This is a genomic window from Sphingomonas sp. RIT328 (assembly GCF_000632225.1).
Taxonomy (GTDB): Bacteria; Pseudomonadota; Alphaproteobacteria; order Sphingomonadales; family Sphingomonadaceae; genus Sphingomonas; species Sphingomonas kyungheensis.
Map to the genome: position 1 here is coordinate 85,353 of NZ_JFYV01000012.1, position 22,856 is coordinate 108,208.

The following is a 22,856-nucleotide window of genomic DNA, read 5'->3' on the forward strand; positions in this document are numbered from 1 at the left end:
ACGCGGGCGGGGAGGACTTTGCCGCCGCTGCGCGCTACAGGCGCGATCATGCGCTTCCTGACCCGCCGTCCTGCCCTTGCCGCCCTGTCGCTCGGTGCGATCGCCGCGACGGGTTTCGCGCCGTTGCAGCTCTGGCCGCTGACGTTGCTGGGGCTCGCCGGGCTGGCCGCGCTGGTGCACCGCGCGGAGACGGGGCGGCGCGCCCTGTGGCTCGGCTGGTGCTGGGGCCTCGGCCATTTCACGATCAACAACAACTGGTTCCAGCACGCCTTCGACTTTCAGGACAAGATGCCGCCGGTGCTCGGCTATTTCGCCGCGGTGGCGCTGGCGCTGTATCTGGCGGTCTTTCCGATGGCGGCGGCCTGGGTCAGCTGGCGGGTGGGCCGGCGCGGCGCGCCCGACGCCGGCTATGCGCTGGTCTTCGCCGCCGCGTGGATCGCCGCCGAATATCTGCGCTCGGTGCTGATGAGCGGCTATGCCTGGGATCCGATCGCGGTGATCTGGCTGCCGGTGATCGGCGTCGCGCGGCTGTCGGCGTGGATCGGCACCTATGCCCTGTCGGGGGTGACGGTGCTGGCGGCGGTGTCGCTGCTGCTGCTCGCCCGGCGGCGCTGGCATCTGCCCGCCGCGCTCGCCGCGATGCTGACGCTGGCCGCCGTCTCGGCGCTCTGGACCAACGCGCCGCCGGCCCCGCGCTCCGCGCCATTGTTGCGCGTCGTCCAGCCTAATATCGGGCAGGACGCACGCGGCGAGGGCGACCAGGAGGTGATGCTCGCCGCGCTGATCCGCCAGTCGGGGCGGCCGGGGCCGCGGCCGCGGCTGGTGCTGTGGCCCGAAGGCGTGATGCGCGACTATCTGGAGAGCGGCTATCCGCGCTGGATCTATTTCGGTCAGAGTCCGCTGTTCAACCGCTGGCGGCTGGCGCGGCTGCTCGGCCCGCGTGACGTGCTGATGACCGGCCACACGCCGCTGCGCTTCGACGCCAAGGGCGATGTCGCCGGCGCGTCCAATTCGGTGTTCGCCATCGACGCGCGCGCGCGCATCGTCGGCCGCTACGACAAGGCGCATCTGGTGCCGTTCGGCGAATATCTGCCGGTACCGTGGCTGCTCAGGCCGCTCGGCCTCGCGCGGCTGGTACCGGGCGATTTCGACTTTGACGACGGCCCAGGGCCGCGCACGCTCGTCATCCCCGGCTTCGGCGCGATCGGCTTCCAGATCTGTTACGAGATCATCTTCTCGGGCCGCACGGTGGACGAGGCGCATCGACCGGCGATCATCTTCAATCCGTCGACCGACGCCTGGTTCGGCCGCTGGGGGCCGCCGCAGCATCTCGCCCAGGCGCGGATGCGCGCGATCGAGGAGGGGCTGCCGATCGTGCGCTCGACTCCGACCGGGATTTCGGCGGTGATCGCCGCCGATGGGCGGCTGCTCGCCACGGTTCCGCATGAGACGGCGGGGGCGATCGAGCTGCCGATGCCGGCGCCCTTGCCGCCCACGCTGTTCAGCCGATTGGGCAATTGGGCGGCACTGATCGTCGCGCTCGGCTTCGCGGTGGCGGCGATTGCCATCCGACGGTCCGCGCGTTAGGAGCGGTCATATAAAGGCATCTTTATATCGTTATGAGGCAGTGATGCGCAGCAGCTATATCTTCACGTCCGAGTCCGTTTCCGAAGGCCATCCCGACAAGGTCGCCGACCAGATCAGCGACACGATCGTCGATCTGTTCCTGTCCAAGGACCCGGAGGCGCGCATCGCCTGCGAGACGCTGACCACCACCAACCTCGTCGTGCTGGCGGGCGAGATCCGCTGCAAGGGCGTGTACGAGAACGGCGCCTGGGCCGACGGCGCGCTCGCCGAGATCGAGGCCGCGGTGCGCGCGACGGTGAAGCGGATCGGCTACGAACAGTCGGGCTTCCACTGGGAGACCTTCGACTTCCAGAACAATCTCCACGGCCAGTCGGCGGAGATCGCGATGGGCGTCGACGAGGGGTCGAACAAGGACGAGGGCGCGGGCGACCAGGGCATCATGTTCGGTTACGCCACCGACGAGACGCCCGGCCTGATGCCGGCGACGCTCTATTACAGCCACAAGATCCTCGAGACGATGGCGGCCGACCGTCATTCGGGCAAGGCGCCGTTCCTTGAGCCCGACGCCAAGAGTCAGGTGACGCTGCAATATGAGAATGGCGTGCCGGTGCGCGCGGTCGCGCTCGTCGTCTCGACGCAGCACAAGGCGGGCTATTGCCTGCAGGGCGACAATGCCGATGCCGCCAAGTACGACGTGCTGAAGGAGTATGTCACCGGCGTGCTCAAGAGCACCCTGCCGGAGGGCTTCGTCACCGACGAGACCAAGGTCTATATCAACCCGACCGGCGCGTTCGAGATCGGCGGTCCCGATGGCGACGCGGGCGTCACCGGCCGCAAGATCATCGTCGACACCTATGGCGGCGCCGCGCCGCACGGCGGCGGCGCGTTCAGCGGCAAGGATCCGACCAAGGTCGATCGCTCGGCCGCCTATGTCGCGCGCTACCTCGCCAAGAACGTCGTCGCGGCGGGCCTTGCCAAGCGCTGCACGATCCAGCTCAGCTATGCGATCGGCATCGCCGAGCCGCTGTCGGTCTATGTCGACACGCACGGCACCGGCACGGTCGACGAGGCGAAGCTGGAGCAGGTGCTGCCGCAGCTCGTCCGGCTGACGCCCAAGGGCATTCGCCAGCACCTCAAGCTCAACGCGCCAATCTATGTGAAGTCGGCCGCCTACGGCCACTTCGGTCGCGAGCCCGAAGGCGACCTGTTCACCTGGGAAAAGACCGATCTGGTCGACCGGCTCAAGGCCGCCGTCGCCTAATTGGCATCACGCCGCCTCCCGCGCCCGGCGCGGGAGGTGGTCTGCTCAGCGGCGATAGGCGTCGTTGATCGAGGCGATCCACCCGGCCTTGGCCGGGGCTGTCGTACCGCGCGGCTGACGCGCTTCGTCGAGATCGACCGGTTCCTCGAAGCGAATGCCGGCGAGCCGCTCCTTCGCCCAGACGACTTCGCCGACCAGATCGGTGATCCGCCCCATCACCAGACCGATCCGCATCCCGGCGGTCAGTTCGCCGTCATGATCGACGCAGGCGCCCGACCGTGACAGGTTGCGGACGCGCCGTTCGCTGCTGGCGCCGCCGGGCGGGGTGATGAGCGCGCGGACGATGACGCTGTTGCGCTTTTCGCGGGGAGGTTCGGTCGGGATGGTCATAACGGTTCCGTATTGAGGCGTTAGCATGAGGGACAGCTAAAACCCAATGGGTCCTGTGCTAACGTCCTAGCCGCTCGTCCGTGCCGTGCGGGGCGAGCCGTCTGAACGCCGCGTCGACCAACGCCTCCGACAGCCAGCCGATCGCACCGCCGACGAGCACATCGGTGAGATAATGATTGCCCGCCACCGGCTGGATCGCCGCCACCGCGATCGCGCCGATCGCCGCCGGCGCGGCGGCACCGTCGATCTCGCGCGCCGCCGCCCGCGCCACCGCCACGGCGCCCGCGGTATGGCCCGAGGGGAAGGAGTTGAGCTGGTGATCGTTGCTGTCGCCGGGTTCGAACCGATCGTCGCCCTCGTCGATCGCCTTTCTGGGGCGCGCCCGGTCGATCGAATGTTTGATCGCGCTCTTCGCCGCAGTGGCGACGAGGTGCGCGGCGAGCATCCTGGCACCGCCGCGCATCAGGTCGCGCCGCCCGCCGACCACCCCTGCCGCGATCGTCGCGATCGAGGCGGTGATCAGTTGCGGCTGATCGGCGATCTCGCCGACCCAGCTGGCCCATTGCACCGGCGCGCTGTCCTTGCCGGCCGCCGCGTCATGAGTCAGCCGGCGGTCGACCTGCTCGACCCGCTTCGCTGCCGTCTGCGCCGTGTTCACGTCTCATCCTCCTGCGGCATTTCGCCGCGGACTTGGCCGTGCGCGAGCACCGCGAAGATGCCGGCGCCGCCGACGAGATTGCCGAGGACCGCCGGCGCGATCAGCGCGAACAGCGTCTGCGCCACGCCGATCCGGCCGGCGAACATCAGCAGGAACGCCTCGCTCGATCCGACGATCGAATGGCTGAAGCCGGCGATGACCAGCAGATAGGTGAAGGCGACGATTACCAGCACGCTCTGGCTGCGCGCATTGGGCAGCGCCCAGGCGAGGATCGCGATCATGAAGCCGGCCGGGATCGCATTGACGAAGGTCCGCCCCGCCGACAATTCGGTGATGCTCGACGAGATGGTCAGCGCCGCGGCGCGGATCTCCTCGTTCCCGATCACGCCCTGGGCGATGGCGAGTCCGGCGATCGCGGTGCCGCAGAGATTGGCGAAAAGGACGATCCCCCACAGCCGCACCGTCCGCCACAGCGCCCAGCGCGACGGCCGCGTCACCAGCGGCAGCATCGCGGTGATCGTGCTTTCGGTAAACAATTGCATCCGCCCGAGGATCACCGCGAGGAAGCCGATCGGATAGCCGAAGCCGGTGACCAGTTCGCGCCACGGTGTATCGGGCAGCGCGGCATGCAGCGCCGCCTCGGTCAGCAGCGAGACGCTGATCGCGATGCCGGCGGCGAGCGCCGACCAGAACAATTGCATCGCCGGGCGACGCAGCTCGTCCTCTCCCGATTCGCGCACCGTCTTGTGCAGCGTCTTGGCGTCTGCCGCCTTCAGCGTATCGTCATCGGGTGTATCGTCGGCCATCAGCGGTGCAACACTCCGTCCGGCGGCTTTGCTCCACCGCGTGCGCGATTGTGGCGTTTCCCTGCAAGGCGTTGTGTTCTACGGCGCGCGGCCATGAACGATCCCGCCACCATCCGCCGCCTGTACGGCCGTCGTCAGGGCCACAAGTTACGCCTCGGCCAGGCGGCGCTCGTCGAGGAGACGCTCGCGCCGCTCAGCGTGCCCGAGGCGGGGCCGCTCGACGCGACGACGCTGTTCGGGGACGACCGGCCGCTGGAACTCGAGATCGGCTTCGGCGCGGGCGAGCATCTCGCCGGGCAGGCGGCGATGCGTCCGGACATCGGCTTCATCGGCTGCGAGCCGTTCCTCAACGGCGTCGTCGGGGCGCTCGGTCATATCCGCGATGGCGGGCTGACCAACGTCCGCCTGCACATGGGCGACGCGCTCGACGTCGTCGAACGGCTGCCCGACGCGAGCCTGTCGCGCGTCTATCTGCTACACCCCGATCCCTGGCCCAAGGCGCGGCATGCCAAGCGCCGCATGGTCAACCACGGCCCCCTCGACGCGATCGCCGCCAAGCTCAAGCCGGGCGCCGAATTCCGGCTCGGCACCGACGACCCGACCTATTGCCGCTGGGCGATGATGATCATGAACCAGCGCCGCGACTTCGTCTGGACCGCCACGACGCCGCACGATTTCCTCACCCGCCCCGACGACTGGCCCGAGACGCGCTACGAGCGCAAGGCACGCCGGCAGGGGCATGAGGTGTGGTATTTCCGGTACGTCCGCCAGTAGCTCCGCCTAGCGCCACAGGGCGACGATCGCCTGCACCAGCGTGGCGCCGCCAAGCGGGGCGAAGACCAGCATGACGAGGTTGACGCCGACGACGATCTCCATCGTCTTGCGCTGGCGCGGGGTAAAGCGGCGGCGGGCAGGTTCGGGCTCCCAGCGCGGCGGGGGCGGGACTTCGCGGAAATCGACGAACATCAATCCCTCCGTGCCGCCCATCGGCGGCGTTTACCCAAGAGCCGCTCAGCGGCGGCGCTTGCCCTTGCGCGGCGTCGGCGCGGGCCAGGGCGGCACCGACACCGCGACCAACGGCAACAGCCGTGCGATCGTCCGCACGCCGTCGACTGCCGGATCGGCCGGGAATTGCGCACGCGCCTTGGCGAAGATGAAGCGCGCGCGGGCCGCACCGGGCGCGGTCGCGCTGGTGCCAACCCACCGCCAGTGCCACGGTTCCCATTTGACGTGCTGCCGGTTGCCGCCGGGAAAGGACATTTCGAAGCCGAAGCGCGGCGCATTGGCGACCAGCCAGCGCGCGGCCGGCGTCGCCGCCATACAGCCTTCGGCGTCGGGACAGCCGTTGGCGGGCCGCACCGCAAAGTCGAGCGCATAGCCGGTGGCATGTTCGCTATGCCCCGGCGGCGCGACCGAGATCGCGCGCGTCGCATCGCCGAGGCCGCCCGCCTCGGGATGATCGCGGCAGAAGACGCTCGCCTGGCGCAGGATCGACCGGTGGCAGGAGAGCGCGCGCAACTGGCCCATCACCGCCGGATCGCCGCGCGCCGCGGCGAGCAGCCGTTCGAGATCGGGGATCATGTCGCGGCGCAACTGGCAGTCGTGCAGCGCGAAGCCCGGCGGCGCGGCGACGAGGTCGTCGGGCGGCGCGTCGCCATAGGGCAGATGGCCGTAGACCCGCCCGTCGCTCGCCATGCTCGCCGAGGCGCCCGCGCAGACCTGCGCCGTCGCCGGCGTGGCGAGCGACATCGTGGCGAGCAGAAGAGCGGCGCGGCGCATCGCGCGCCTCTGGCGCGGACGGGCAGGGAGTGGCAAGGCGTTTCTCATGCATGGCGACCGCGTATTGTTCATCGACGGCGAGGCTCTGGTCATCGACAAGCCTGCCGGCTTGCCGGTCGACAAGCCGCGCGACGGCTCCCTCAGCCTGGAGAATCATCTCGATTCGCTGAAATTCGGCTTTCAGCGCTGGCCGACGCCGGTGCACCGGCTCGATCGCGACACCAGCGGCTGCCTGCTGCTGTCGCGCAACCCCAAGGCGCAGGCGCGCTTCCAGCAGGCGTTCGAGCGCGGCGCGGTGGAGAAACGCTATCTCGCCATCCTCGCCGGTGTGCCGGCGGCGGGCGAGGGGGTGATCGACCTGGCGCTCGGCAAGGTGAGCACGCGCGAGACCGGCTGGCGGATCGTCGCCGATCCCGATGGCAAGGCGGCACGGACCGCGTGGCGGCTGATCGCCGAACGCGACGGCCGCGCGCTCGTCGAGTTCCGCCCGGCGACCGGCCGCACGCACCAGATCCGCGTCCATGCCGCGACCGGCCTCGGCCTGCCGGTGATCGGTGATCCGGTTTACGGTGCGGGCGAGCCGGGCGGGATGATGCTCCACGCCGCCGCACTCACCGTGCCGCGCGAGGGCAAGGAGCCGATCGCCGCCGAAGCGCCGCTGCCCGAGCGGTTCGGCGTCTGGCCGGAGCTCGCAGCGGCGCCGCCCGCCGCCTGAGCCCGACGCCGATGCCGCTGATCCAGGTGACGCGATCGATCGCGATCGACGAGCGCGAGGTGGAGGAAAGCTTCACCCGCGCCTCCGGGCCCGGCGGCCAGCACGTCAACACCACCGACAGCGCGGTGCTGCTCCGCTTCGACGTCTGGGGCTCGCCCAATCTGCCCGATCTGGTCAAGCAGCGGCTGACCGTGCTCGCCGGTTCGCGGCTCAGCAAGGAGGGCGTGCTGACGCTGCGCGGCGAGAGCAACCGCTCGCAGGAGCTCAACCGCCGCGAGGTGCGCGAACGGCTGGTCGCGCTGATCCAGGAAGCGACGATCATCCCCAAGAAACGCCGCCCGACCAAGCCGAGCAAGACCGCCAAGGCCCGCCGCGTCGACGAGAAGAAGGGCCGCAGCTCGATCAAGGCGGGGCGGGGGCGGGTGCGGCTCGATTAGCCGGATGACCGCGCGACGTGCGCAGCGGAGGTGACGCGCCGCATCGGCGCGCCTACATCGGCGGCATGTACCAGTTCGACATCACCGCCGGCGCCAAGGCCGATCTCTACCGTGACCTCCGCGCGGCGCTCGACGCGCTGACCGCCGACGAGCCTGACGCGATCGCCAACATGGCCAATGCCGCAGCGCTGCTGTGGCAATATCTGCCCGATCTCAACTGGGCGGGCTTCTACCGCTTCGTCGCGGATGAGCTCGTGCTGGGGCCGTTCCAGGGCAAGGCGGCGTGCATCCGCATCCCGCTCGGCAAGGGGGTGTGCGGCACCGCGGCGGCGACGCATACGACGCAGCTGGTCGAGGACGTCCACGCCTTTCCCGGCCATATCGCCTGCGATGCGGCGAGCCGGTCGGAGCTGGTCGTGCCGATCGTCCGCGACGGCATGCTGATCGGCGTGATCGATCTCGACAGTCCCGTGCCGGCGCGCTTCGATGCCGAGGATGCGGCGGGGTGCGAATCGCTGGCGGCGTTGCTGGCCGAGCGGCTGCGCTGATCCGAAACGGGACGGCGGCTATGCTGGTGAGTCCGGAGGCGAAATGATAGGCGGTGCGTTAAGATTTTGGTAAGCTTCGGGGCGAGGGGCGGCGCACCGGCGACAGGGAGATGACGATGCGGACGTGGTGGATTGCGACGGCCGGCCTGATGCTGGGCTCAGTTCACGGTGCCGAAGCGCAACGCGTGGTGACGCCGGGGCCGGGGCCGATGGTGCAGCCGGGCACGAGCTACCCTGCGCCGACGGGCGTCGCGCCCGCGACGCGGCTGCAATCGTGGCAGGCACAGCGCGGCCCGCGCCCGGCCCCGGTGGCGCGCCCCGCGACGATGCGCTGGGGCAGCAAGGTCGACGGCCATTGGTGGGGCGGTGCCAACGCCCCCGGCGGCTGGCGTGCCTATCGCCGGCCGTATCGCGGCTATGCCTTGCCGAGCTATTGGATCGCGCCGCGGTTCTACGTCACCGACTGGCAGGCTTATGGTCTCAGCCGACCGATGCCCGGCTATAACTGGGTGCGCTATTACGACGATGCGGTGCTGATCGATGCGCGCGGCTCGGTCTTCGATACGCGCGACGGCGTCGATTGGGATGGGACCGGCGTCGGTTATGGCCAGGACGATCGCGTCTATGCCGACGGCGGCTACGACCATCGCGGTTACGACGATCGCGGTTACGACGATCGGGGCTATGACGATCGGGGTTATGACGACCGCGGCTATGACGACCGGGCGCGCTATGACGATCGCGCACCCCGGCGCAGCAACGGCGTCGGCGGCGCGGTCGCCGGTGCGGCGGTCGGCGGGGTCGCCGGCAACGTCATCGCCGGGCGCGGCAACCGGCTCGGCGGCACGGTGATCGGCGCCGGCGTCGGTGCGGCGGCGGGCTATGCGATCGATCGCGCCGGGAATCGCCGCGCGCCGCCGCCGCCGCCGCCGCCGCCGCCGCCGCCCGCACCCTATCGCCACGACTATGAGGTGCCGGTGGCGCCCGAAGGCCCGCCGCCGGTCGCCTATGCGCCGGGCGGATCGTCGTGGCGCTCGTCCGACGGCACGACGACGGTGACGACGTCGAGCGGCGGCAGCGGCTATTATCGCGACGGCTATTATTATCCGGCATCATCCTCGACGACGGTGGTGATCCAGAGCGCGCCGGTGGTGACGACGACGACCACCGAGACGTTCGAGGACCATGTCACCTACACGCGCCGGCCGGCGGTGCGCAGCAAGACGCGTCGCGTCTGGCGGCCCGCGCCGCGCTGCAACTGCCGCTGAGGGCGGCGGCGTCCTAGCGGATGCCGAGGTCGGCGGGGCCGAAGGCGTCCGGCAGCAGCTCGGAGAGGCGATAGCGCGCGATCGCATCGCCCTCCGCGGCCCCGCAATAGACGGCGAGGTCACGGCCGCCGAGCTGCGCCGCCTCGTTGAGCACCTGCCGGCAGCGCCCGCAGGGGGAGACGGGGGTGGTGCCGGTCGCCTGTCCCGCGGCGTCCATCGCGCCGCCGATCACGCCGACCGCGACCACCTCGCGCAGCCGTCCGGCGGCGCTGGCGGTGGCGACCGCCACCGTCTCGGCGCAGAGCGACAGGCCGTAGCTCGCATTCTCGACATTGGCGCCGGTGATCAGGCTGCCGTCGCGCATCAGCAGCGCCGCGCCGACCGCGAATCGCGAATAGGGCGCATGCGCGTGGCGGGCGGCGGCACGGGCGGCGTCGATCAGGCGGACGGCGTCATCGCGGTCGACGATATCGGTGCCGGAAACTTCAGTCATGGTGCGACGACATCCCAATTGACGGGGCCTTCGATGCCGTCGATCCGGCGGATGTCGCTCGCGCGCCACATCCGCCATGGCCGCGCGGCATAGGCAGGGGGGAAGAGATTGGCGACCGCCCAGACCGGCCGGTCGATCGCCGCGGAGATCTGATAGGCCGATTCGACCGGCTTGCTCAGCCGCAGCAGCACCGGCTTGCGCGTGTGCGTTTCGACCATCCGGACGAATTCGCCGAGCTCGTCGATTAGCGCGGCGCGTTCGGGCCGGGCGGTGCAATCGTCGTGGAAGCTGATGTCGACCGCGACCGGCAGCGCATCGGCGGTGCGCGGCACGAAGGCGTTGAAGGCATTGGCCTGATCGCGGCCGTGCTGGCACAAAGAATAGACGTGCACCGCGCCGCGCCGCAGCCCCGCGTCCGGGATCGAGGCCCAGTTCGACTCGAACCCGGGATCGCGCCGGTCCGCGCCCGACGTGGCGACGAGATAGGCGAAGTCGGCCCCGCGGGCGCGCACCGTGCCCCATTCGATCGCGCCGGGATTCTCGGGCAGGTCGAGCCCCTGCAACGGATATTGGCTGGCGGCGGGATGCCAGCTGGTCGCGAAGCTCCACCCGGCGATGCCGATCGCGCCCGCGGCGGCGAGCACGCCGCCGGCCTTGAGGAAGAAGGCGATCATCAGCCGCGCAGATGCAGCACGCAGATCAGCGTGAACAGCCGGCGCGCGGTGTCGAAATCGACCTCGATCTTGCCGGCGAGCCGCTCGCGCAGCATCTCGGCGGCTTCATTGTGGATGGCGCGACGGGCCATATCGACGGTCTCGATCTGTTGCGGGGTAGAGGCGCGTATCGCCTGATAGTAGCTATCGCAAATCGCGAAATAGTCCTTGATCGCGCGGCGGAAGCGGCCAAGCGCGAGGACCAATGTTTCCAGATGGCTATCGTCCTCGCGGTGGATGTGGATGCCGAGCCGCCCTTCCGCCGACTCGAGCGTGATCCGGTAGGGGCCGGCATATTGGTCGGCATGGACGCGCTGCGGCGCGAATCGGTTGCCCTCGAGCAGGTCGAAGATCGCGATCCGCCGCTCCTGCTCGATATCGGCCGAACGCCAGCCGATGCTGCGTTCGTCGAGCGTGACGGCGATGATCCGCGGGTCGGCCATCGTCGTCCGATAGTGGCCGATGCCGGTCACGACAATTACGAGTTTGTCCGCCAGGCGCGGCCATGGGTATGATCGGCGCATGGCCACACTCGCATTTCCGATTCCGGCGGCTCCCGCCGAGCCGCTGCAATTGCCCCGTAACGTCGAAGCCGAAGCGGCGATGCTCGGCGCGATGATGATCGACAACCGGCTTGCCGACGATCTGATCGACCGGCTCGAACCGACGCATTTCTACGAACCCGTCCACGGTCGCATCTTCGCCGCGATCAAGACCCTGCGCGTCAACGACATGCTCGCGACGCCGGTGACGTTGCGGCCGATGTTCGAAGCGGACGAGGGGATGCGCGAGCTGGGCGGCCCCGCCTATCTCGCCAGCCTGACCGGATCGGGCGCCGGGCTGATCGGCGCGCGCCAGTTCGCGACGCAGATCTACGATCTCGCCATGCTGCGTGCGCTGGTCAACGTCGGCCGGACGCTGGTCGAGCGCGCGATGGACACGTCGGAAGAGGTCAATCCACGCGCGCAGATCGAGCTCGCCGAAGAGGAACTCTACAAGGTCGCCGGCGACGGCGGTGCCGAGAATGCCACCAAGACCTTCGCGCAGGCGACCACCGCCGCGGTCAAGATGGCCGAACGCGCGCTCAATTCGGGCGGGCATCTGTCGGGCGTCACCACCGGGCTCGACACGGTCAATGCCAAGATCGGCGGCATGCATCATTCCGACCTGATGATCCTCGCCGGCCGACCGGGCATGGGCAAGACCTCGCTCGCCACCAACATCGCCTTCAACGCGGCGCGGCGCTGGATGCGCGACATGGCCGACGGCATCCCGCCGAGCGAATCGGTCGGCGCCAAGGTCGTCTTCTTCAGCCTCGAAATGAGCGCCGACCAGCTCGCCACGCGTATCCTTGCCGAGCAATCGGGGATCAGTTCCGAATCGCTGCGTATGGGCAAGATCAGCAAGGCCGAGTTCGGCCAGCTCGCTGCCGCCGCCGCGGAGCTCGAGACGCTGCCGCTGTTCATCGACGATACCGGCGGCCTCAGCATCAGCGCGCTCCACACCCGCGTGCGCCGCCTGCAACGCCGCCACAACAACGAGATCGGACTGGTCGTGGTCGATTACCTCCAGCTGCTGACCAGCGGCGGCAAGGGCGGCAAGGAGAATCGCGTCCAGGAGATTTCGGAGATCTCACGCGGGCTGAAGACTTTGGCGAAGGACATGAACGTGCCGGTGCTGGCGCTGTCGCAGCTCAGCCGTGCGGTCGAGCAGCGCGAGGATAAACGGCCGATGCTGTCCGATCTGCGCGAATCGGGATCGATCGAGCAGGACGCCGACATGGTCTGGTTCGTGTTCCGCGAGGATTATTACACCGCGCAACGCGAGCCGAAGCGGCCGATGGAAGGCGACGACGCCAAGGTGTTCGAGGATCACGCCAAATGGGCGAGCGACATGGAACGCGTCTACGGCCTCGCGGAGCTGATCGTCGCCAAGCAGCGCCACGGTTCGACCGGCAAGGTGGTGATGAAGTTCGATCCGACGATCACCAAGTTCAGCGACTACGCAGGGTATTGAGGCGCGGTCCCGGGGGCGATCGACTGGCGTGGCAGGTCTGTTCCGGCACTGTCGGAAAAGCAGAGCCCGGTGATCTTCTTGGCGCCGATCGGTATTGGCTTTGCGGAACCTCTCGACAAATGCCGACCACCCCAGCGGAGGCCGGGGTCCAGTGGGGAAGCAGTAGCGAAGACCAGCAAGGCTCCGCCAGCGCGGACCCCGGCCACCGCCTCGGTGAAATTGGGGAGGGGACCCGCGAGGTCGCGATGATCTGCGACGGCAGGCAGCGTGGTCGAGCGACGAGCGGCGACGGGATCGCCATCGCGTCATGCCGCCCACCGCTCGGTGACAGTTAAGCGCTGGATAACCATATGGTAAATAATCCGACGCTTGTCGGTGGCCAGCGACCGTCCGTTCAGCCTAGAGCGAGGTGCACGGTGCGACGGACGCCACTCAGGGCGTCCGCCCGGGGGATGATGATGAGACGAACGACAGCAACGGTGATGATGGCGACCTGGCTGGCGTCGGTGGCGCCGGCCGCAGCGCAGCTCGCGCCGCCGGTCGCCGTGCCGGTGCCGGCGCAGACGGCGCCCGCGACGGTGCCGATGGCACCCGCGGTGCCGCTGCCGACGCTGACCGAGGCGCAGGCGACGCAGCTTGCCGCGCTGCTCGGCAAGGACACGATGGCGCAGGGTCTGGCGCTGACCCCGCCGCCCGCCGCCACCGCGGAGGCGCGGGACGCGCTGGTCCGCGAGGCGCTCGACCATGCCCGCGCGGTCCATGCCGGCCGGCTCGACGAATCGGATTTCCAGCGCGACTGGGGGCTGCGCCCGCCGGTCTACGATCCGCTCCCCGGCTTTGCCGATGCCGTCAAGCGTGACCGGATCGCCGCCTGGTTCGCGGCGCTGCCGCCGCCTTATGCGGGCTATGACGGGCTGAAGCAGGGGCTCGATCGCTATCGCGGCATCGCCGCCTCGGCTGGCTGGCCGATGCTGGCGGCCGGACCGGATCTCGGTTTCGGTGCGACCGGCGCGCGCGTCGTCGCGTTGCGCGAGCGGCTCGCGGTCGAGGACAAGGACGTCGCCACCACCGGCACGACCTTCGACGCGCCGCTGGTCGAGGCGGTCCGCCGGGCGCAGCGCCGCTATGGCCTCAACCCGACCGGCACCGTCTCGACCCAGACGCTCGCCGCGCTCAACGTGCCGACCGCGGCGCGGGTGCGGCAGATCATGGCCAATATGGAGCGCTGGCGCTGGCTGCCGCAGGACCTGCCCAAGGACCGTATCCAGGTGAACATCGCCGCCGCGGTGCTCACCGTGTTCGACGGCGACGCGCCGGTGATGTCGATGCGCGCGGTGACCGGCCGCCCCGGTGACGAGACGCCGATGCTGTCGTCGACGATCCACAGCATCGTCATCAATCCGCCGTGGAACGTGCCGACCTCGATCGCCACCAAGGAATTGTGGCCGAAGCAGAAGCGCGATCCCGGCTATTTCAAGCGCAACGGCTTCCGCGTCATCGACGGCACCCGCCTGCAACAGGTGGCGGGCGATCAGAGCGCGCTCGGCCGCTTCAAGTTCGACTTTGACAACGCCTTCTCGGTCTATCTCCACGACACGCCGTCGCGCGCCAAGTTCGCGAGCTTCAGCCGCCTCGCCAGCCACGGCTGCGTGCGGCTGGAGAAGCCCGCCGATCTTGCGCAATTGCTGCTCAAGGGCGATCCGACCTGGACGCCCGAGGCGATCGATGCCGCGGTGGCGAAGGGCGATACCGTCCGGGCGCGGCTGACCAAACCGGTCTCGGTCTATCTGCTCTACTGGACCGCCTTCGCCAGCGGCAGCGGCCAGATGAACTTCCGCGACGATCCCTATGGCTGGGACGGCACGCTGGCGGCGAAGATCGAGGCGCGCTCGGCGCGGCAGGCACTGGCATCACGATAACGAGGATATGATGAGCGTTCGCACCAAGACGATGAGGATGGCGATGACGGGGACGGCGCTGGCCGCCGGACTGCTCGCGCTCGCCGCCTGTTCCAAGCCCGATCCCGAAGGGCCGATGGACGACAATACGCTCGGTCTCGATCAGCCGATGACCAACGCCTCGACCGAGGTCGGGCCGATCGAGACGCCGACCGTCGCGCCCGAGCCCTTGCCCGACGCCAATGCCGCCGCGGTGATCGCGCCGCCGCCCGAAGCGCCGATCAAGCCCGACGCGCAGGTGCTCGACGATGCCGATGCGACCGGCATGACCGCGCGGGTCAGCCGCGACGCGCCGCCGGCGCGCGACGATACGGCGACGTCCAACGATCAGGAGCCGCAGTAAGGCGTATGGCATGACGATGGTGACGCGCCGCACGCTTCATGTCTGGTGCGGCGCGCTGATGCTGTGCGGCGGGATCGCGGCGGCGGTGCCGGCGGCGGCGGTGACCCGGCCGGTCTCGGCGATCCTGGTCGATGCGCGCGACGGCAGCGTGCTCTTCGCCGAAAATGCCGGCATCGTCCGGCGGCCGGCGTCGCTGACCAAGATGATGACGCTGTTCCTTACCTTCGACGCGCTCGATGCCGGCACGCTCCACCCCGGCGATCCGGTGCGCTTCTCGCGCTATGCCGCGGCGATGCAGCCGTCCAAGGTGGGCATGCGGCCGGGCGCGACGATGACCGTCGAACAGGCGATCCGCGCGGTGGCGGTGATCTCCGCCAATGACGTCGCGGTCGCGCTCGCCGAGCGGATCGGCGGGACCGAGGATCGCTTCGCGCGGATGATGACCCAGAAGGCGCGCGCGCTCGGCCTGCAGGACACGTCGTTCACCAACGCCACCGGATTGCCCGGCGCCAACCTCACCACCGCGCAGGACATCGCACGCCTCTCAATGGCGCTGCTGCGCGACCACCCGATGCGCTATGCGGCGTTTGCGACCCGCTCGTTCAGCTGGGCGGGGCGACGGGTGCAGAATCACAACCATCTGCTCGGCAGCTATCCCGGCGCCGACGGCATCAAGACCGGCTATACCGCCGAAGCCGGCTTCGCGCTTGCCGCCTCCGCCAAGCGCGGCAACCGGCGGCTGATCGCGGTGGTGATCGGCGAACGCTCGGTCGCGCTGCGCGACCGGCGCGTGGCGAAGATGCTGACCGAGGGATTCGCAACACCGTCGCGCGCATCGGCACGGGCGGAGCCGCCGGAGACGCTCGAGGAATGGCTCGGGCGGGGGAAGTAGGAGCGGGGGCAGGGGCGGAGGCCACCGCCTTTCGTCCGTCCATGGTCTGCCGATGACGCCATGTCGTGCGGCGGTGCGCCCCACGTCGGCTCCCTAACCATGGCTCCCGGATTCTGCCGGGATGACGAGGAGAGTGGGAAGGGCCGCCCCCCAAATTCGTCATCCCGGCGAAGGCCGGGATCCATGGACGCGGTGTCGCCGATGGGGGAGTGCTTCGGCATCGATGCCACAAGTCTGCGTCCCGACAGCAACGGGCCACAGCATCGACGCCCGCCCGCCTCCTACCGCCGCGAGGCGCGGCCGCCGAAGGTCGGCAGGCTCTCGCTGCCGTCCGCCGCCAAGGCCGAGACCGCGAAGAAGGTGTCGTCGACCGGCGTCTGCACCATCGTCGCGCTGGTGCCGCTGACGTCGCGGGCGTGCGCCCAGGCGGCGGTGTCGTTGGCGCGCCAGCGGATGCGATAGCCCGACGCGCCCGGCACCGGCGTCCAGCTCACCTTCGTGTCGCGCGAGAGATCGCCGACCAGGGTGACATTGGCCGGTGCGGCCGGCGCGGCGGCGAGTCGCGCGACGGTGGCGGCGTTGATTGCGGTGACCTTGGCGAGATAGGCGAAGTCCATCCGGTCGATCGTGTCGCCATAGACGACGCCCTTGTCGGTGCGCAGATCCTGATGCTGCGCATCCCAGTTTTCCGCACCGACCGAGAAGCGCACCGCCGGATAGCCGCGCTTGAGGAAGGGTTCGTGGTCGCCGCCGCGGCCGAACCGGTCGGGACGGCGATCGATCACCACGTCGAAGCCGCCGGGAATGCCGTCGGCGATCGTATCGATCGTCTTGGCGAGCGCGCGGCTCGGGCCGTCGTCCTCGCCGCCTTCGCCGCGCCGGCGCATCGCCTGCGGCAGGTCCTCGGATGCGCGGATGCCCTCGGAGAAGACGCGCACGCGGCCGGCGTCGCGCACGCCGCCCTGGCCGATGCTGTTGCCGACGATGTCGTTGTTGAGCATCGCGGTCACCTGCCAGCCGCGCGTCGCCGCGGTGTCGGCGAGCAGCTCGGCGCCCCACAATCCCTGTTCCTCGGCGGAGAAGGCGACATAGATGATCGTCGCGTCGAATTGCCGCTTGGACAGGAGCCGCGCGGTCTCCAGCACCAGCGCGACGCCGGAGGCATCGTCATTGGCGCCGGGCGCGTCGCTGGTCGCGTCCATCACGTCGGTGACGCGGCTGTCGATATGGCCGCCGATGATGATGACGCGATTGGGGTCGCGCCCGCGCTGGATGCCGAGCACGTCCTCGACGATCACGCCGTTCGGCGCGCGCGGGCCGTCGAAGCGGCGGTTGATTCGCTCGACGGTGATGCAGCCGCCGCAGTCGCGGCCGATCGCCGCGAATTGCTGGGCGGCCCAGGTGCGCGCCGCGCCGATGCCGCGCTTGGGATCGGTCGCCGACGACAAAGTGTGGCGGGTGCCGAAGCCGACCAACGCGCTGACGCTCGCCTTCAGGCGTGTCGGGCTGGGCGCAGGGACGGGGGCGGGGCCGGCAACGGCGGCGGCGAGCAAAGCGGCAAGGATCATGGCCTAGTGTGACGCGACAACGGCACGCGCTCAAGCGCTTAGCGCAGGATCAGCTCAACCGGTCGATCGCCTCGCGGCTGAGCGAGCCGGGAATGATCATCACCGGCACCGGCAGCGCGCCGGCATCGGAGCCGGCGAAATGGCTGACCAGCTTGCCCGGTGCCCCCGCCGGCGCGGCGCCGAGCACCAGCGCGGCGATATTGGCATTGGCGGCGATCATCTCGCGGATGATCTTGGGGCCGTCGCCCTGCCGCACGGTGATCGCCGGGCGCAGCCCCGATTCCTCGATCAGCGTCCCCGCCGCGGCGGCGACCAGCCCCTCGGCATGCTGCATCGCTTCCTCCTCGATCGTCGCCTGCACGCCGCCGAAGGCGATGAATTCCTGCGGCGGCAGCAGCGTCAGGATCTCGACGCCGCCGCCCGTCTTCACCGCGCGCCGGGCGGCGAAGCGCAGCGCGATCTCCGCTTCCGGGCTCTCATCGACCACGACCAGGTAGATACGCATCATTTTGCCCCTTTTCCGCTACGTGCCGTGGGAGCGATCCACGCGCAAGACTTGACCCCCCGCGCTCAGGGCGCGAAGGGAGCGGCCTGCTCCCCAGGCAAGAGGACCTGCATGTCGATCGAGATCAAGATGCCCGCGCTGTCGCCGACGATGGAAGAGGGCACGCTCGCCAAGTGGCTCGTCAAGGAAGGCGATAGCGTCAAGTCCGGCGACATCATGGCCGAAATCGAAACCGACAAGGCGACGATGGAGTTCGAGGCGGTCGACGAGGGCACGATCGCCAAGATCCTGATCGCCGAGGGCACCGACAATGTGAAGGTCGGCGCGGTGATCGCGATCCTCGCCGAAGAGGGTGAGGATGCCGCATCGGTGCAGGCACCGACCAAGGCGGAGACGCCCGAACCGACCGATCCCGAATTCAAGGGTCGCCCCGATCCCACCGATCCGAACAAGACGGGCAGCGAGGCCAAGCCGTTCGATCGCACGATCACCCAGGCCGAGGATCACGGCAAGCCCGCCGACGTCGGTGCCGCTCCGGCTGCTGCCGCCCCCGCAGCCGCGCCGCAGGGGAATGGCGGCCGCGTCAAGGCGAGCCCGCTCGCCCGCCGCATCGCCGCCGACAAGGGCATCGCATTGAGCGGCGTCACCGGCTCCGGCCCCAACGGCCGCATCGTCAAGGCGGACGTCGAGGGTCACAAGCCCGCCGCTGCCGCTGCGCCCGCTCCGGCCGCCACGTCGGCCGCGCCCGCGGCTGCCGCGCCGGCCAAGCCCGCCGCCGTGCCGGACATCCCGCACGAGGCGACCAAGCTCAGCAACATGCGCAAGACGATCGCGCGCCGCCTGACCGAATCGAAGCAGACCGTGCCGCACATCTACCTGACGGTGGACATCCGGCTCGACGCGCTGCTCAAGCTGCGCGGCGAGCTCAACACCGCGCTGGAGAGCCGCGGCGTCAAGCTGTCGGTCAACGACATGCTGGTCAAGGCGCTGGCGCAGGCGCTGATCGCGGTGCCCAAGTGCAACGTCATGTTCACCCCCGACCAGCTGATCAGCTTCAAGCGCGCCGATATCTCGGTCGCGGTGTCGACCCCGTCGGGGCTGATCACGCCGATCGTCGTCGGCGCCGATACGAAGAGCCTGTCGACCATCTCGGCCGAGGTGAAAGACCTTGCCGGCCGCGCGCGCGACAACAAGCTGAAGCCCGAGGAATTCCAGGGCGGCACCGCGTCGATCAGCAACATGGGCATGTTCGGCATCAAGCAGTTCGAGGCGGTGATCAATCCGCCGCAGGGCATGATCATGGCGATCGGCGCGGGCGAGCAGCGTCCCTATGTCGTCGACGGCCAGCTCGCGGTGGCGACGGTAATGTCGGCGACCGGCAGCTTCGATCATCGCGCGATCGACGGTGCCGACGGCGCCGAACTGATGAAGGTGTTCAAGGAGCTGGTCGAGCGGCCGCTCGGCATGCTCGCCTGAGGCGGCCGTGGCGCGGACGACGGTCGAGCTGCTCTACCTCGTCGGCGGCCTCGTCGCCGCCGCGGCGCTGACCTGGGTCGCCGCCTGGGCCTATCCGCTCGGCTATAAGACGATCTGGTGGTGCGGCGCGGGGGCGATGGTGGCGAGCGTGCTGATGAGCATCGGCCCGCTGCGTCGTGCCCGGGCGATCGACAGGAGGCAGAATTGACCGGACTTCCGCAAGGGTCGCCGACGATCCGCGTCACCGCGATGCCGTCCGACGCCAATCCCTATGGCGATATCTTCGGCGGCTGGCTGATGGGGCAGATGGATCTGGCCGCCGGCTCGGTCGCATCGCGCCATGCCGGTGGCCGCGCGGTGACGATCGCCTGCGATGCGATGAAGTTCCACGCGCCGGTGCTCGTCGGCGACGAGGTGTCGGTCTATGCGCGGCTCGTCGCGGTCGGCAATACGTCGATGACGATCGAGGTCGAGGCATGGCGCCGCGCCCGCCATCTCGAAGACACCACCAAGGTGACGCAGGCGCGCTTCGTCTTCGTCGCCACCGATGAAAACCGGGCGCCGCGCCGTGTCGCGCCGCTGCCCGCGACCAACTGATGACCCTCCCCGGTAAGGACGATATACGTGGCTGATACCTTCGACCTTCTCATCCTCGGTTCGGGTCCCGGCGGCTATGTCGCGGCGATCCGGGCGAGCCAGCTCGGCCTCAAGGTCGGCATCGTCGAGCGCGAGCGGCTCGGCGGCATCTGCCTCAACTGGGGCTGTATCCCGACCAAGGCGCTGCTGCGCACCTCGGAAGTCTATCATTACATGACCCACGCCGAGACCTACGGGCTCAAGGCGGACAATGTCGGCTTCGACCTGGCCAAGATCGTCGATCGCAGCCGCAAGGTCGCCGGCCAGCTCAACGCCGGCGTCAAGGGCCTGATGAAGAAGAACAAGGTCCAGGTGTTCGAGGGCGTCGGCGCGCTCACCGGCAAGGGCAAGCTCAGCGTCAAGCAGGGCGACCAGACGATCGAGCTGACCGCCAAGCACATCATGGTCGCGACCGGCGCGCGCGCCCGCGACCTGCCCTTCGCCAAGGCCGACGGCAAGCGAATCTGGACCTATCGCCATGCGATGGTGCCCGAGGTGATGCCGACCAAGCTGCTGGTTATCGGATCGGGCGCGATCGGTGTCGAATTCGCGAGCTTCTACAACGACATGGGCGCGGACGTCACGATCGTCGAAATGCTCGACCGGATCCTGCCGGTCGAGGATGCCGAGGTCAGCGAGTTCATGACCAAGGCGCTGACCAAGCAGGGGATCAAGATCCTCACCAAATCGGGCCTCGAAAAGCTCGAAGGCGGCGCCAACGGCGTCACCGCGGCGATCAAGGGCGCCGACGGCAAGGTCACCAGCACCGAATTCAGCCATGCGATCGTCGCGATCGGCATCGTCCCCAATACCGAGAATATCGGGCTGGAGGCGCTGGGCGTCGAGACCGAGCGCGGCCATATCAAGGTCGACGGCTTCGGCCGCACCAACGTCGAGGGGATCTATGCGATCGGCGACGTCACCGGCGCACCGTGGCTCGCGCACAAGGCGAGCCACGAGGGCATCGTCTGCGTCGAGAAGATCGCCGGCCAGGACCCGCATCCGTTCGAGACGTGGAATATCCCCGGCTGCACCTACAGCCGTCCGCAGGTCGCCAGCGTCGGCCTGACCGAGGCCAAGGCCAAGGAGGCGGGGCATGCGGTGAAGGTCGGCAAATTCCCGTTCATCGGTAACGGCAAGGCGATCGCGCTCGGCGAGGCGGAGGGCTTCGTCAAGACGGTGTTCGACGCCAAGACCGGCGAGTTGCTCGGCGCGCACATGATCGGCGCGGAAGTCACCGAGCTGATCCAGGGCTATGTCATCGCACGTCAGCTCGAAACCACCGAGCATGAGCTGATGGAGACGGTGTTCGCGCACCCGACGCTCAGCGAGATGATGCATGAAAGCGTGCTCGGCGCTTATGGTCGCGCGCTCCACTTCTAGGATCGGCATGATCGACAGCCGCGCCGCCCGTCGCTTCGGTGGCGCGGCGGCGCTTCTGTGTCTGCTGTCGCTCGCGCTCTTCTGGCCGGGCTATCTCGCCTATGACAGCCTCGCGCAATATGCGCAGGCGACGGGCGGGCGGTACGACGACTGGCATCCGCCGGTGATGGCGCGGCTCTGGTCGCTGTTCGGTGCGCGCGGACCGGCGCCGATGCTGATCGTGCAGCTCGGCGGCTATTGGCTCGGGCTCGGCCTGCTGGCGGCGGCTCTCGCCGCCCATGGGCGGCGGGCGGCAGCGGTGGCGATGCTCGGCATCGGCCTGTGGCCGCCGTTGCTCGGCTGGCAGAGCGCGGTGCTTAAGGACCTGCAGATGGCCGCGGCGCTGATCGCCGCGGTCGGCGTGACCGGCTGGTGGCGGCTGCACGGTCGGGCGATGCCGGGCTGGGCGATCGGGGCGGTGGCGCTGCTGTGCGGGTATGCGATGCTCGTCCGCGCCAATGCGCCCTTCGCGGTGGTGCCGCTGGCCGTGATGCTGCTGCCGCGGCCGACCGGGCTGCGCCGGGTGGCGCTCGCGCTGTTCGGCGTCGTGCTGGCGATCGCGCTCGCCGCGCCGATCAACCACCAGCTGCTTCATGGCGAGCGCAGCGGCGTCGAGCGGACGCAGGCGCTCTACGATCTGTCCGGGATCGGCGTCGCGAGCGGTGACGCGGCGGTCGGTCTGCCGCCTGCGACCTTCGCCGCGATGCGCGCCAAGGGGTGTGTCCGCCCCTATTTCTGGGACCCGCTCGGCGAGCCGCGCCGTTGCGAGGCTCTGGTGGCGCCGCTGCACGCGACGCCGCCGGCGACGCTGTACGTGCGGCTCGCGACGATGATCCTGCGCCATCCGATCGCTTATGCCGGTCATCGCCTTGCGCATCTCAATTCGACCGAGCGGCTGTGGGTACCCTATCGCTGGCCGGGCGCCGCCCCGCCCGTCGCCAGCGAACCCAACCAGCTCGGCTTCGCCAATCCGGGCAAAGCGGCGGCGGGATGGCAGCGCTTCGCCGCGCTGCTGCTGGAGACGCCGCTCGGCTGGCCGATCGTCTGGATGGTCGCGGCGCTCGCCGGGCTGCGCTGCGCCTGGCGGCGCCGGGACGATGCGCTGGCGCGCGCGCTGTTCACCTCGGCGCTGGCGATCGAGGCGAGCTTCGCGGTGATCAGCATCGCCTCCGACCTGCGCTACCATCTGTGGACGCTGGCGGCGACGCTGATCGGCTGGGTGCTGCTCGGGCCGAGGCGCTGGCCGCGGGCCCTTGTGCTGCTGCTCGTCGCGGTGATCGTGATCGGCGGCGTCGCGCGGCTGCTCCTGCCGCTCTCGCCGCAGACCTATACCGGGATGCTCGGCTGACGCGGACGCGCAACCGTCGCGGGCCTCGCGACGTTGG

General features: G+C 69.5%; 26 protein-coding genes. 16 read left to right on the forward strand and 10 right to left on the reverse strand.

Annotated features, from left to right (window positions below; translation table 11 throughout):
- Positions 1-48: 48 nt before the first annotated feature.
- Positions 49-1,587: an apolipoprotein N-acyltransferase gene (gene lnt, locus BW41_RS06755; RefSeq protein WP_235199673.1), complete on the forward strand. Its 1,539-nt coding sequence runs from the start codon at positions 49-51 to the stop codon at positions 1,585-1,587.
- 43 nt (positions 1,588-1,630) lie between these two features.
- A complete protein-coding gene (gene metK, locus BW41_RS06760) occupies positions 1,631-2,848 on the forward strand; it encodes a methionine adenosyltransferase (protein ID WP_037532789.1) in 1,218 nt (405 codons plus the stop codon).
- Positions 2,849-2,893: 45 nt separating this feature from the next.
- On the opposite strand, the gene BW41_RS06765 is transcribed toward metK, so the two are convergent.
- The 3 genes from BW41_RS06765 to BW41_RS06775 are packed head-to-tail and all read right to left on the reverse strand — an operon-like array spanning position 2,894 to position 4,702.
- The gene (locus BW41_RS06765) at positions 2,894-3,238 is read right to left on the reverse strand and encodes a PilZ domain-containing protein (RefSeq protein ID WP_037532791.1); all 345 of its coding nucleotides are present in this window, start codon (positions 3,236-3,238) and stop codon (positions 2,894-2,896) included.
- Between the two features lie 58 nt (positions 3,239-3,296).
- Complete coding sequence (locus tag BW41_RS06770; RefSeq protein WP_051583314.1) at positions 3,297-3,896, reverse strand: phosphatase PAP2 family protein; 600 nt, start codon at positions 3,894-3,896, stop codon at positions 3,297-3,299.
- Positions 3,893-4,702, reverse strand: a complete 810-nt coding sequence (locus BW41_RS06775) for a formate/nitrite transporter family protein (RefSeq protein ID WP_037532792.1) — start codon at positions 4,700-4,702, stop codon at positions 3,893-3,895. The genes BW41_RS06770 and BW41_RS06775 overlap by 4 nt, the downstream gene beginning before the upstream one ends.
- 93 nt (positions 4,703-4,795) lie before the next feature.
- Between BW41_RS06775 and trmB the strand changes: the two genes are divergently transcribed.
- Positions 4,796-5,476, forward strand: a complete 681-nt coding sequence (gene trmB, locus BW41_RS06780) for a tRNA (guanine(46)-N(7))-methyltransferase TrmB (protein ID WP_037532795.1) — start codon at positions 4,796-4,798, stop codon at positions 5,474-5,476.
- A gap of 6 nt (positions 5,477-5,482) precedes the next feature.
- Here trmB and BW41_RS06785 read toward each other — a convergent pair whose 3' ends face one another.
- Together BW41_RS06785 and BW41_RS06790 are read right to left on the reverse strand one after the other, a co-directional pair.
- Entirely contained in the window at positions 5,483-5,668 is a 186-nt protein-coding gene (locus BW41_RS06785) for a hypothetical protein (protein ID WP_037532797.1), read from the reverse strand.
- Positions 5,669-5,713: 45 nt separating this feature from the next.
- The gene (locus BW41_RS06790) at positions 5,714-6,481 is read right to left on the reverse strand and encodes a M15 family metallopeptidase (RefSeq protein ID WP_037532799.1); all 768 of its coding nucleotides are present in this window, start codon (positions 6,479-6,481) and stop codon (positions 5,714-5,716) included.
- Between the two features lie 46 nt (positions 6,482-6,527).
- Between BW41_RS06790 and BW41_RS06795 the strand changes: the two genes are divergently transcribed.
- The 4 genes from BW41_RS06795 to BW41_RS06810 all read left to right on the forward strand — a co-directional run bounded on the left by BW41_RS06795 (position 6,528) and on the right by BW41_RS06810 (position 9,449).
- Positions 6,528-7,196 carry an RluA family pseudouridine synthase gene (locus BW41_RS06795; protein ID WP_037533234.1) on the forward strand — a complete coding sequence of 223 codons (669 nt, stop codon included), beginning with the start codon at positions 6,528-6,530 and terminating at the stop codon, positions 7,194-7,196.
- An 11-nt stretch (positions 7,197-7,207) separates the two neighbouring features.
- Positions 7,208-7,633, forward strand: coding sequence for an alternative ribosome rescue aminoacyl-tRNA hydrolase ArfB (gene arfB / locus BW41_RS06800; RefSeq protein ID WP_037532802.1), 426 nt, complete (start codon positions 7,208-7,210; stop codon positions 7,631-7,633).
- A gap of 65 nt (positions 7,634-7,698) precedes the next feature.
- Positions 7,699-8,181 (forward strand): GAF domain-containing protein, encoded by a 483-nt coding sequence (locus BW41_RS06805; RefSeq protein WP_037533236.1) that lies wholly within the window; start codon positions 7,699-7,701, stop codon positions 8,179-8,181.
- A gap of 116 nt (positions 8,182-8,297) precedes the next feature.
- Entirely contained in the window at positions 8,298-9,449 is a 1,152-nt protein-coding gene (locus BW41_RS06810) for an RcnB family protein (RefSeq protein ID WP_235199674.1), read from the forward strand.
- Positions 9,450-9,462: 13 nt separating this feature from the next.
- Here BW41_RS06810 and BW41_RS06815 read toward each other — a convergent pair whose 3' ends face one another.
- The 3 genes from BW41_RS06815 to BW41_RS06825 are packed head-to-tail and all read right to left on the reverse strand — an operon-like array spanning position 9,463 to position 11,098.
- On the reverse strand, positions 9,463-9,942 hold the full coding sequence (locus BW41_RS06815) for a cytidine deaminase (RefSeq protein ID WP_051583315.1): 480 nt from the start codon (positions 9,940-9,942) through the stop codon (positions 9,463-9,465).
- Positions 9,939-10,616 (reverse strand): GH25 family lysozyme, encoded by a 678-nt coding sequence (locus BW41_RS06820; protein ID WP_037532807.1) that lies wholly within the window; start codon positions 10,614-10,616, stop codon positions 9,939-9,941. The genes BW41_RS06815 and BW41_RS06820 overlap by 4 nt, the downstream gene beginning before the upstream one ends.
- Entirely contained in the window at positions 10,616-11,098 is a 483-nt protein-coding gene (locus tag BW41_RS06825) for a UPF0262 family protein (protein WP_037533243.1), read from the reverse strand. The genes BW41_RS06820 and BW41_RS06825 overlap by 1 nt, the downstream gene beginning before the upstream one ends.
- A 79-nt stretch (positions 11,099-11,177) precedes the next feature.
- On the opposite strand from BW41_RS06825, the gene BW41_RS06830 reads away from it, so the two are divergent.
- The 4 genes from BW41_RS06830 (at position 11,178) to BW41_RS06850 (ending at position 15,864) form a co-directional block, all read left to right on the forward strand.
- Positions 11,178-12,671, forward strand: coding sequence for a replicative DNA helicase (locus tag BW41_RS06830; protein ID WP_037532809.1), 1,494 nt, complete (start codon positions 11,178-11,180; stop codon positions 12,669-12,671).
- Between the two features lie 458 nt (positions 12,672-13,129).
- Positions 13,130-14,590: a L,D-transpeptidase family protein gene (locus tag BW41_RS06840; protein WP_443027640.1), complete on the forward strand. Its 1,461-nt coding sequence runs from the start codon at positions 13,130-13,132 to the stop codon at positions 14,588-14,590.
- A 10-nt stretch (positions 14,591-14,600) separates the two neighbouring features.
- A complete protein-coding gene (locus tag BW41_RS06845; protein ID WP_235199675.1) occupies positions 14,601-14,972 on the forward strand; it encodes a hypothetical protein in 372 nt (123 codons plus the stop codon).
- Positions 14,973-14,982: 10 nt separating this feature from the next.
- Complete coding sequence (locus BW41_RS06850) at positions 14,983-15,864, forward strand: D-alanyl-D-alanine carboxypeptidase family protein (RefSeq protein ID WP_081792957.1); 882 nt, start codon at positions 14,983-14,985, stop codon at positions 15,862-15,864.
- 281 nt (positions 15,865-16,145) lie between these two features.
- Here BW41_RS06850 and BW41_RS06855 read toward each other — a convergent pair whose 3' ends face one another.
- On the reverse strand, positions 16,146-17,432 hold the full coding sequence (locus BW41_RS06855; RefSeq protein WP_037532814.1) for a M20/M25/M40 family metallo-hydrolase: 1,287 nt from the start codon (positions 17,430-17,432) through the stop codon (positions 16,146-16,148).
- A gap of 49 nt (positions 17,433-17,481) precedes the next feature.
- Positions 17,482-17,937, reverse strand: coding sequence for a universal stress protein (locus BW41_RS06860; RefSeq protein ID WP_037533255.1), 456 nt, complete (start codon positions 17,935-17,937; stop codon positions 17,482-17,484).
- 111 nt (positions 17,938-18,048) lie between these two features.
- Between BW41_RS06860 and BW41_RS06865 the strand changes: the two genes are divergently transcribed.
- From BW41_RS06865 to BW41_RS06885, 5 genes are read left to right on the forward strand one after another with little or no spacing between them, the layout of a single operon-like run.
- The gene (locus BW41_RS06865) at positions 18,049-19,413 is read left to right on the forward strand and encodes a pyruvate dehydrogenase complex dihydrolipoamide acetyltransferase (RefSeq protein ID WP_037532816.1); all 1,365 of its coding nucleotides are present in this window, start codon (positions 18,049-18,051) and stop codon (positions 19,411-19,413) included.
- A 7-nt stretch (positions 19,414-19,420) separates the two neighbouring features.
- Positions 19,421-19,621 carry a hypothetical protein gene (locus tag BW41_RS06870; protein ID WP_037532819.1) on the forward strand — a complete coding sequence of 67 codons (201 nt, stop codon included), beginning with the start codon at positions 19,421-19,423 and terminating at the stop codon, positions 19,619-19,621.
- A gap of 41 nt (positions 19,622-19,662) precedes the next feature.
- Positions 19,663-20,010: an acyl-CoA thioesterase gene (locus tag BW41_RS06875; protein ID WP_051583333.1), complete on the forward strand. Its 348-nt coding sequence runs from the start codon at positions 19,663-19,665 to the stop codon at positions 20,008-20,010.
- Between the two features lie 27 nt (positions 20,011-20,037).
- A complete protein-coding gene (gene lpdA, locus BW41_RS06880) occupies positions 20,038-21,432 on the forward strand; it encodes a dihydrolipoyl dehydrogenase (protein WP_037532826.1) in 1,395 nt (464 codons plus the stop codon).
- Positions 21,433-21,439: 7 nt separating this feature from the next.
- The gene (locus tag BW41_RS06885) at positions 21,440-22,819 is read left to right on the forward strand and encodes a hypothetical protein (protein ID WP_037532828.1); all 1,380 of its coding nucleotides are present in this window, start codon (positions 21,440-21,442) and stop codon (positions 22,817-22,819) included.
- Positions 22,820-22,856: the final 37 nt, after the last annotated feature.